Source organism: Pseudomonas sp. K5002 (assembly GCF_013386655.1).
Lineage (GTDB): Bacteria > Pseudomonadota > Gammaproteobacteria > Pseudomonadales > Pseudomonadaceae > Aquipseudomonas.
In genome coordinates this window covers 1-8,556 of sequence record NZ_JACARK010000245.1, presented here as the reverse complement: position 1 = coordinate 8,556, position 8,556 = coordinate 1, and the positions used below count along the sequence as shown (strand labels likewise).

At 62.6% G+C, this 8,556-nt stretch carries 8 protein-coding genes and 1 pseudogene; 3 read left to right on the top strand and 6 right to left on the bottom strand.

The window, feature by feature from the left end:
* Nucleotides 1-139: pseudogene (locus HX846_RS13000) on the bottom strand (DEAD/DEAH box helicase); the annotation flags it as partial.
* Nucleotides 140-187: 48 nt separating this feature from the next.
* Entirely contained in the window at nucleotides 188-1,084 is an 897-nt protein-coding gene (gene yedA / locus HX846_RS12995; RefSeq protein ID WP_008436601.1) for a drug/metabolite exporter YedA, read from the bottom strand.
* Between the two features lie 160 nt (nucleotides 1,085-1,244).
* Between yedA and HX846_RS12990 the strand changes: the two genes are divergently transcribed.
* On the top strand, nucleotides 1,245-1,706 hold the full coding sequence (locus HX846_RS12990) for an Lrp/AsnC family transcriptional regulator (protein WP_003215506.1): 462 nt from the start codon (nucleotides 1,245-1,247) through the stop codon (nucleotides 1,704-1,706).
* A gap of 406 nt (nucleotides 1,707-2,112) precedes the next feature.
* Here HX846_RS12990 and HX846_RS12985 read toward each other — a convergent pair whose 3' ends face one another.
* The 3 genes from HX846_RS12985 to HX846_RS12975 all read right to left on the bottom strand — a co-directional run bounded on the left by HX846_RS12985 (nucleotide 2,113) and on the right by HX846_RS12975 (nucleotide 4,125).
* The gene (locus HX846_RS12985; protein ID WP_003215504.1) at nucleotides 2,113-2,724 is read right to left on the bottom strand and encodes a PolC-type DNA polymerase III; all 612 of its coding nucleotides are present in this window, start codon (nucleotides 2,722-2,724) and stop codon (nucleotides 2,113-2,115) included.
* A 24-nt stretch (nucleotides 2,725-2,748) separates the two neighbouring features.
* Nucleotides 2,749-3,225, bottom strand: a complete 477-nt coding sequence (locus HX846_RS12980; protein WP_003215502.1) for an NYN domain-containing protein — start codon at nucleotides 3,223-3,225, stop codon at nucleotides 2,749-2,751.
* Between the two features lie 129 nt (nucleotides 3,226-3,354).
* Entirely contained in the window at nucleotides 3,355-4,125 is a 771-nt protein-coding gene (locus HX846_RS12975; protein ID WP_008436594.1) for a DUF2076 domain-containing protein, read from the bottom strand.
* 179 nt (nucleotides 4,126-4,304) lie between these two features.
* Between HX846_RS12975 and HX846_RS12970 the strand changes: the two genes are divergently transcribed.
* Both HX846_RS12970 and HX846_RS12965 read left to right on the top strand, forming a co-directional pair.
* Nucleotides 4,305-4,964 (top strand): YciC family protein, encoded by a 660-nt coding sequence (locus tag HX846_RS12970; protein WP_003215498.1) that lies wholly within the window; start codon nucleotides 4,305-4,307, stop codon nucleotides 4,962-4,964.
* A 40-nt stretch (nucleotides 4,965-5,004) separates the two neighbouring features.
* Nucleotides 5,005-6,093, top strand: coding sequence for an endonuclease/exonuclease/phosphatase family protein (locus tag HX846_RS12965; RefSeq protein WP_178965516.1), 1,089 nt, complete (start codon nucleotides 5,005-5,007; stop codon nucleotides 6,091-6,093).
* Nucleotides 6,094-6,232: 139 nt separating this feature from the next.
* Here HX846_RS12965 and hrpB read toward each other — a convergent pair.
* Nucleotides 6,233-8,556 (bottom strand): ATP-dependent helicase HrpB (gene hrpB, locus HX846_RS12960; RefSeq protein ID WP_178965515.1); only part of this gene is annotated, 2,324 nt, incomplete at its 5' end.

Sequence of the window (8,556 nt, the reverse complement as noted above, 5' to 3'; positions counted from 1 at the left end):
TCTGGGCCGCAGCCATCAGGTCACGGCCTGCCAGCACCGCCGGAATGGCTTGCGCCTGCACCGGCGTCGGGGTCTGGTAGCCAAGCGTCTCAAGGGCGCGCAGCAAGGGTTCGATCAGGCCAAGTGTGGCGAAAGTCATGGAAATACCGTAGGAAAAAGTCAGCGCAAGGTCGCAATGCGCGGCAGTTTACCTTATTTCCGGTTTTGGCTTTCGCCACTGTGGCAGGCTGATCAGCAGCACCGCGCTGATAATCACCAACATCGCCAGGGCTTCCTCCGTGCCGATGGTCTCACCGACAAACACAATCCCGAGCAACACCGCCACCGCCGGGTTGACGTAGGCATAGCTGGTGGCCGCCGCCGGGCGTACGTGCTTGAGCAGGTACATATAGGCATTGAAGGCGATGATCGAGCCGAACACGGTCAAGTACGCCAGGGCCAGCCAGCCTTCCAGCGGCGGCATGGCTTGGAGGTGTTCGCCGCTGACGGCACTGAGCAACAGCAGCACGAAACCTGCGATCAGCATCTCCGCCGCACTGGCCATCGCGCCTTGAGGCAGCGGCAAATGCTTGCTCCACACCGAACCAAAGGCCCAGGCCGCCGCCGCAAAGATCAGCAAGGCCGCACCGGTGGGGCTCGATTGCAGGTTGGAGCCCATATTGAGCATGGCGATACCGATAATCCCCAGCACCACCCCGGCCCATTCCAGACGGGTATTACGCGCGCCCCAGAAATAACCACAGAGCAAGGTGAACAACGGCACCGTCGCCACCGCCAACGCGGCCACCCCGGAAGCCACGCCCGTATGTTCTGCCACACTGACCGCACCGTTGCCGAAGGTCAGCAGCAAAATGCCGATCTTCGCGGCAGCCTTCCACTGCACCCACGTCGGCGCCGGCGCCCCGCGCCAGCGCAGGAAGGCATACATCAGCGCACCCGCTGTCATAAAGCGAATCCCCGCCAGCAACAGCGGCGGCCAGTACTCCACACCAATGCGAATCACCAGGTAGGTAGACCCCCAGATCACGTACAACGCAAAAAAGGCGGCGATCAACGGTAAGGGAAAGCGACGTGGGCCAGGCATTGGGCAGCTCTGTGGCAGGACAAGGGAGCGTTATTTTAGAAATCCCCGGCCTTAAACATAAGTTACAAAACCTGTTTAAAGCGCCAGTACACTTTTCAAAACATGGTTATCAAGGCTATAAACCGTGCTTTCGAAAGCTATGCATTCCCGGAGCCTTATCATGGACAAATACGACCGTATGCTTCTCAGCGCCCTGCTGGAAGACGGCCGCGCGTCCTACGCGCAACTGGCGCGCACCGTGAACCTATCCGCGCCCGCCGTGGCTGAGCGAGTGGCGAAACTGGAAGCCAGTGGTGTGATTACCGGGTATCAGGCCAAGGTCGACCTGTCGAAGGTGGGGTTGCCGATCCAGTGCGTGATTGAGTTGCGGTTGACCAATCATGGGAGCCAGAAGGTTTACGACGCGCTGTCGGAAATTCCCGAGTTGACTGAATGCCATCGGGTGACGGGCGATCCGTGCGTGATCATGCAGGCGGCGGTGGGCTCGATGCCGGAGCTGGAGAACCTGATCAATCGGGTGGCGAAATTCGGATTCAGCAAGACCTCGATCATCTTGTCGAGCGCGATAGAGCGGCGGGTGCCGTTGGGGCAGTTGGAGGGGAATGGGAAGAGTGGCAACTGAACACGCCGCTCTGCAGCGCGTTCCCACGCTCTGCGTGGGAACGCATCCGGTGACGCTCTGCGTCACGACTTGAAGAGCGGACGCAGAGCGTCCAGGGCGGCATTCCCACGCGGAGCGTGGGAACGATCGCCATAGTTGACCGAGTTGCTTGAAACACCCGCGCTCAACTGTGTGTGGCTTGCCTGCGATGACGTCAGTAGCTTCACTGATTCGAAGGTGGTGGTGGATCGGTCGCTGGACTGCTTACAGCCTCGATAACACCGCAAAACTAATGTGGGAGCGGGCTTGCTCGCGAATGCGGTGTGTCAGTCAGTGCATGTGTTTGCTGATACTCCGTATTCGCGAGCAAGCCCGCTCCCACATTTGGATCTTCGTCATGTTGAAGATGGAGTTCTGCTCAAGCGACTTAGAACCCGCGATGCTTCTTCAGATGATCATTGATCTTCGCCGCCGGAACCTTCTGCAAGCTGCACAGCAATTCGTGTGACAACTCCCGCAACCCGTGGGTGCGACGCAGTTCCTCGGCCAGGTGAGCGGTAAGGTTCGCCGCCATCTCCGCGTCCGCCATCGCCCGGTGAGCCTTGCCGGTGTGGGGCAGTTGGGCAAACGAGGTCAGGGTACCCAGCTTGTGGTTCGGCGCCGCCGGCATCAAGCGTCGCGCCAGCAATAGCGAACAGGCAAACTTCTGCAAACGCGTACGCCGGATCAACCCCAGCTCGAAATCCCAGAACTTCTGGTCAAACGCGGCGTTGTGGGCCAGCAGCGGCGTGGTGCCGACAAACTCGTTCACCTCGTTCATCACCCGCTCCGCCGACGGTGCGGTGCGCAGCATGGCGTTGCTGATGCCGGTCAGTTGCTCGATAAACCCCGGCACACGCACACCAGCGTTCATCAGGCTCTGGTAGCGGTCCACGATCTGGCCCTGCTCCAGGATGACCACGGCGATTTCCGTGGCCCGGCAGCTGCTGCTCGGCTGGATGCCGGTGGTTTCAAAGTCGATGACCGCTATACGTTCCAAACCTGTTCCAACTCCGTCAAAAATCTATTTAAGCAGCAACGCGCCTTCGATCGGCACGTAGCGGCTGGCGGCGCGTATCAATGAGTTGGCCGTCAGCCCCGGCACGCCGTAGGCCACGGCTTCGACGCCGTGCTTGCTGATGATGCGGTCCAGCAGCATGTCGAAATCACCGTCGCCGGAGGCCAGCACCACTTCGTCGACATGGGCGGCGGCGTCCATGATGTCGATGGTGATGCCCACGTCCCAGTCGCCCTTGGCCGAGCCGTCGCTGCGCTGGATGTAAGGCTTGAGCTTCACGGTAAAACCCAGGTTGCGCAGGATCTGCTGGAACTGCTGTTGCTTGCTGTCGCCACGGTCGATGGCATAGGCATACGCCTCGACAATCTGCCCGCGCTGGCTGATATCAGCCCACAGGGCGGCGTAGTTGAAGTGACAGCCGTACGCCTGGCGCACGGTGTAGTAGAGGTTTTGTACATCGGCGAACACGGCTATCTTTTTCACCGCAAATCCTCATGACACGCGCATGGACCCCGGACTCAAGGGCCCGGAAAGGTTGCCAGTATGCCAGCCACAAAGGAGTTTCCGAGAAAAATCAGCCCGGGGCGACGAAGCGCCCCGGTTGAGTGTGGGTCAGACGAAGGAATCGTCGTCGCCAAAGGAGGAGGAGTCGTCGGAATAGTCGTTGTCGGCGAAGCTGTCGGAGGCGTTATCGCTGCCCCAGCTGTCGTTGCCGGCATATTTCTGGTCGTCGTTGCCCCAGTTGCCGTTGTCGCTTGCCGGGGCCGGCTCTTCGCGGATGATCTCTTCAACCACTTGCGGTTGTTGCGAGTTGTGGCTGAACAGGCTGCTGATGCCTTCTGCCAGCATCACACCACCGGCCACGCCAGCTGCGGTTTTCAGGGCGCCGCCGAGGAAACCGCTGCCAATCGGCGCTGCGGGTGCCTGTTGTGGCTGCTGATAGTTCTGCTGGGGAGCACCGTAGTTCTGCTGCGGCGCAGGTTGCCCGCCAAACGACGGACGCGCTGGTTCACGCCAGCCACCGCCCGACGACGCAGGTGCGCTCTGGGTCGGCTGCGGGTCACGGGAACCGCCGCCGAAAATGCTCGACAGGAAACCGCCACTGCTCGGTGCAGGCTGCGCCGCCTGGGACCTGGCCTGTTGCAGTTGGTCCTGCAACTCCTGGATCTGCTGGGCCTGCTGCTTGTTCTGCGCATCGAGGCTCTTGATCGCGTGCTCTTGCACCAGAATCGACTGGGTCATGTAGTACGCAGCGGCCGGTTGGCGAGTGACGTGTTCCTTGATCCGCGCTTCAGCCTGGGCGTCGCGGGGGGCTGAGTCCGTTTCGGCTTGCTGCAACCGTGAAAACAGTCCGTCGATCAGGGTTTGTTCTTCGCTGTTCATGGCGACCTCGTTAGATTGCCGGTAGAAATCTTCGCCTTGCGCACGATGTGCAAGGTACAACCCAGTTATGGGGCTGTTGCTGATTGTTTCAATGGTCTTTACGCAAGGTTTACGTTTGCTTGCATCTGCTCATGATCGGTTAAAGTAACGCCCTTGCTTTTCGGCCTGTGAAGACCCTGATGAATCCGTTAGACGTATTGCGCGACTCCTTCTTCTTTTTCAAGCGCAACCTGGGCGCCATCGTGCAGTTGTGCCTGCCACTGGTGATCCTCGAAGCCCTGCTGCAACAGGTGCTCGACCACACGCTCGGCCCAGACGCGTTTCCCGGTTACAGCGTGGTGATCGGGCTGCTGGTGTACCCGCTGTACACCGGCGCACTGATCCTGTTCCTCGACGCCCGCACCCGGGGTGAATCGCCGCGCACCCTGGATGTGCTGGCCATGGCCCTGACCCTGTGGCCGCGCTTTGCCCTGCTGACGGCAATCAGCACGCTGCTGATCCTGCTGGGCCTGTCGCTGTATTTCCTGCCCGGCCTGTGGCTGATGGTGGTGCTGGCTTTCGCCGAATACCTGCTGGTGCTGCGGGGCATGTCGGCGCTGTCGGCCATGAAGGAAAGCCTGCGCCTGACCCGTGGGCATTTCTGGCGGATCCTGGTGTGCCTGCTGTGCGTGATGACCCCGCTGTGGTTGCTCAAGGGCGCCAGCGTGGCGGTCTATCCGGACCCGAACCCGCTGCTGGGCCTGCTGATCGACAGCGCACAGAGCTTCCTGCAACTGTTCACCAGCGTGGTGTTGTTCCGCCTGTTCATGTTGATTGGTGGCGACGCCGACGCGCGGTGATATGCTCCGGGCCTGTCCTGCAACGCCATAAGCCGAGCCGATGACCCGACTACTGCGCATTACCTTGCTGGGCCTGCTGATCCTCGCGGCCCTGCTGACCGGCTTGATCTACAGCCTGACCTGGCGCCCTGCCGACAAGGAAACCCTGCCCATCCGCTGCGTCGCGCCCCGTGCGCCGACCCTGCTGCCTGGGCAGGCGCTAAAGGTCATGACCTGGAACGTGCAGTACCTGGCGGGCAAGAACTACGTGTTCTGGTACGACACCCCGGACGGCAGCGGCCCGGACGACCGCCCGACCGTTGAAGACATGGCTTCAAGCCTCGACGAAGTGGCGCGGGTGATCCGCGACGAGCAGCCCGACATCCTGCTGTTGCAGGAAGTCGACGAAGGCGCCAAGCCTTCCAGCTACCAGGACCAACTGGCCTTGCTTCAGGAACGCCTGGCCGACCTCTACCCGTGCAGCGCCCAGGCCTTCGACTGGAAAGCCGACTTCGTGCCCGACCTGCATATCTTCGGCAGCGTCGGCCGCAAGCTGGTGACCATGAGCCGCTACCAGATCGAACACGCCGAGCGCCTGCAATTGCCGGTAGCACGCGCCAACCTGATCAGCCGTCAGTTCCAGCCCAAGCCCGCGTTATTGCTGACCTACCTGCCGTTGAGCGATGGCGGCCAGTTGGCCGTGCTCAATACTCGCCTGGACGGCGCGGCCCCCGGGCACAACGCCGTGCTGGAACAGGTGCAGGCGACCGTCAAGCTGGTGGATAAATTCGAGAGCCGCGGCACGCCATGGCTGATGGGTGGGGATTTCAACCTGCTGCCGCTGGGACAGTTCCTGCGCCTGGACCCCGGCAAGCGCGGGCAATACTCGCCGGACAGTGAGCTGCACCTGCTGTGGGAAAAGTACCCGATGATCCCGAGCAACAGCCAATCCAGCGGGATTGACCGGGACCAGTGGCTGACGTATTTCCCGAATGACCCAACCGTAGAGGGGCCGGACCGTACGCTGGATTACCTGTTCCACAGCTCGCGCCTCAAGAAGGTTGAGAGCAAGGTGCGCCAGAGCGATACGGTGCGTATCTCCAATCATTTGCCGGTGATTGCGCGGTTCCTGTTGCCCGCCGCGCAGTAAGCCACGCGGCGAAACAGTGTGGGAGCTGGCTTGTGTGGGAGCCGGGCTTGCCCGCGATGCAGGGCACCTCGGTCTATCCGACAGACCGAGGTGATGCCATCGCAGGCAAGCCAGCTCCCACATTAGATCTGCGATGTACTTACTTTCTCGGCTTGATCCGGGCAGTCGGTTCAGCAATCAACGGATCATCCGGCCAGTAATGCTTCGGATACCGCCCCTTCAAATCCTTCTTCACCTCGGCGTAAGTACTGCGCCAGAAGTTCGCCAGGTCCTGCGTCACCTGCACGGGCCGTCTGGCCGGCGACAACAGGTGCAGCTTGACCACCTGCCGCCCGCCGGCAATCCGTGGGGTGTCCGCCAGCCCGAACAATTCCTGCAAGCGCACCGCCAGAATCGGCGGCTGCTCGCTGTAGTCCAGCCGCACCGACGAGCCCGACGGCACCTTCAGATGGTGCGGCGCCAGCTCGTCCAACCGCGCCGGCAACGGCCACGGCAGCAGGTTATGCAGGAAGCTGGAAATATCCAGACTGGCGAAATGGCTCAGGCGCGACACCTTGCCCAGGTACGGCATCAACCAGTGCTCCAGGCTGGCAAGCAAAGCGCTGTCGCTGACATCCGGCCATTCACTGGCCTTGCCGCTATCCAGACCACGCAGCAGCATCACCCGCGCCTGCCATTGGCGCAGCTCCGGGGTCCAGGGCAGCAATTCCAGGCCTTTGCGCCGCACCAGGTTGACCAGCGCCTGGCTGCGGGCGGACTCGTCGAGGCCGGTCAGCGGTTCGCGGCTGAGCACCAGTTCGCCGACCTTGCGCTGGCGTTCGGCCCGCAGCACGCCCTCGCGCTCATCCCAGTCAAGCTGGTCGACATTACGCACCTGCTCGGCCAACACCGAGTCGAACAGCGCCGGATCAAAATCCGCCGCGAGGTAAATCCGTTCTTCACGCTGGCCCTGGCGGCTGCCCAGATCGGCGATCACCAGCCAGGGTTGCTTCATCAGGCTGTCGGCTTCGGCGAACAACGCGGCACGGCCGTTGGCGAGGCGGTATTCGGCACCGCCCGCCCGCCGTTGCTGGGCGACGCGGTCCGGGTAGGCCAGCGCCAGCAACGCGCCGAGCCAGCGCGGATGATCGGGATCAGCCACCGGCTGCTCTGCCTTGCCTCTTAAATAGCCACGGTATTGCCGCGCCAGTTGGCGGGCACGCTGCACACCGCCCTGGGTGCCACGGGCCTTTTCTTCACCGGATAACAGGGCCAGGCGGCTGTGCAAATCCGCACCGGCACCACGCAGGATATCGCGCTCACCCAACAGTGCCGCCACGTCACAGGCCATGCTCGCCAGGCCCAGATCCTGACCACGCAGCAGCAAATGAGCGATTCGCGGGTGCGCCGGCAACCCGGCCATTTTCTGGCCGTGGGCGGTCAGCTTGGTATCGCTCAACGCTCCGAGGCGCTCGAGCAAATCCTGGGCCTGTGCATAAGCCGCGGTGGGCGGAACGTCGAGCCATACCAACTGAGTAGGCGCCACGCCCCAGCGGCCCAATTGCAGGGCCAAACCGGAAAGATCCGCCGAGAGAATTTCCGCACTGGAATACGCCGCCAGCCCTTCATGCTGGTCCTCGGACCACAACCGATAACACACCCCCGGCTCCAGGCGCCCTGCCCGGCCGGCACGCTGGGTGGCGCTGGCGCGGGAGATGCGCTGGGTGTCGAGACGGGTCATGCCGCTGCCCGGGTCGAAACGCGGGACCCGCGCCAGCCCGGCATCGATCACCACGCGCACGCCGTTGATGGTCAGGCTGGTCTCGGCAATGTTGGTGGCCAGCACCACTTTGCGCTTGCCGGCGGGCGCCGGGTCGATGGCGGCGCGCTGGGCGGCCAGGTCCAGTTCGCCGTGCAGCGGGCATAGCAGCACATCGGGGTTATCGCCCAGCGCGTCAGCCAATTGCTGATTAACCCGACGAATCTCGGCCTGCCCCGGCAGGAACACCAGCACGCTGCCGGCTTCATCATGCAGGGCTTCAAGGATGGTCTGCACCAACCGTGGCTCGATAAATTCGCCGGGCTGGAATGGCCGGCCCCAGCGCATCTGCACCGGGTACATGCGCCCTTCGCTGCGCAGGATCGGCGCGTTGTCCAGCAACCCGGCCAGGCGCTCTCCTTCCAGGGTGGCAGACATCAGCAAAATCTTCAGCGGCTGCTCGTCGCGAAACAGGTCTCGACCATTAAGACTAAGGGCCAGCGCCAGATCGGCGTCCAGGCTGCGTTCGTGGAACTCGTCGAAGATCAACAAACCCACGCCGTCGAGTGCCGGGTCATCCTGCAGGCGCCGAGTGAGGATGCCTTCGGTGACCACTTCGATGCGGGTGTTGGGGCCGACCTTACTGTCGAGGCGAATGCGGTAGCCGACGGTTTCGCCGACCTTTTCCCCCAGTTCGCTGGCCAGCCTTTCTGCCGCGGCGCGGG

What these genes read in the sequence shown, in the direction of transcription:
- HX846_RS12965 (WP_178965516.1), top strand. Translation starts at nt 5,005, where the DNA reads ATGACCCGACTACTGCGCATTACCTTGCTGGGCCTGCTGATCCTCGCG.
- HX846_RS12975 (WP_008436594.1), bottom strand. Translation starts at nt 4,125, where the DNA reads ATGAACAGCGAAGAACAAACCCTGATCGACGGACTGTTTTCACGGTTG.
- HX846_RS12970 (WP_003215498.1), top strand. Translation starts at nt 4,305, where the DNA reads ATGAATCCGTTAGACGTATTGCGCGACTCCTTCTTCTTTTTCAAGCGC.
- yedA (WP_008436601.1), bottom strand. Translation starts at nt 1,084, where the DNA reads ATGCCTGGCCCACGTCGCTTTCCCTTACCGTTGATCGCCGCCTTTTTT.
- HX846_RS12990 (WP_003215506.1), top strand. Translation starts at nt 1,245, where the DNA reads ATGGACAAATACGACCGTATGCTTCTCAGCGCCCTGCTGGAAGACGGC.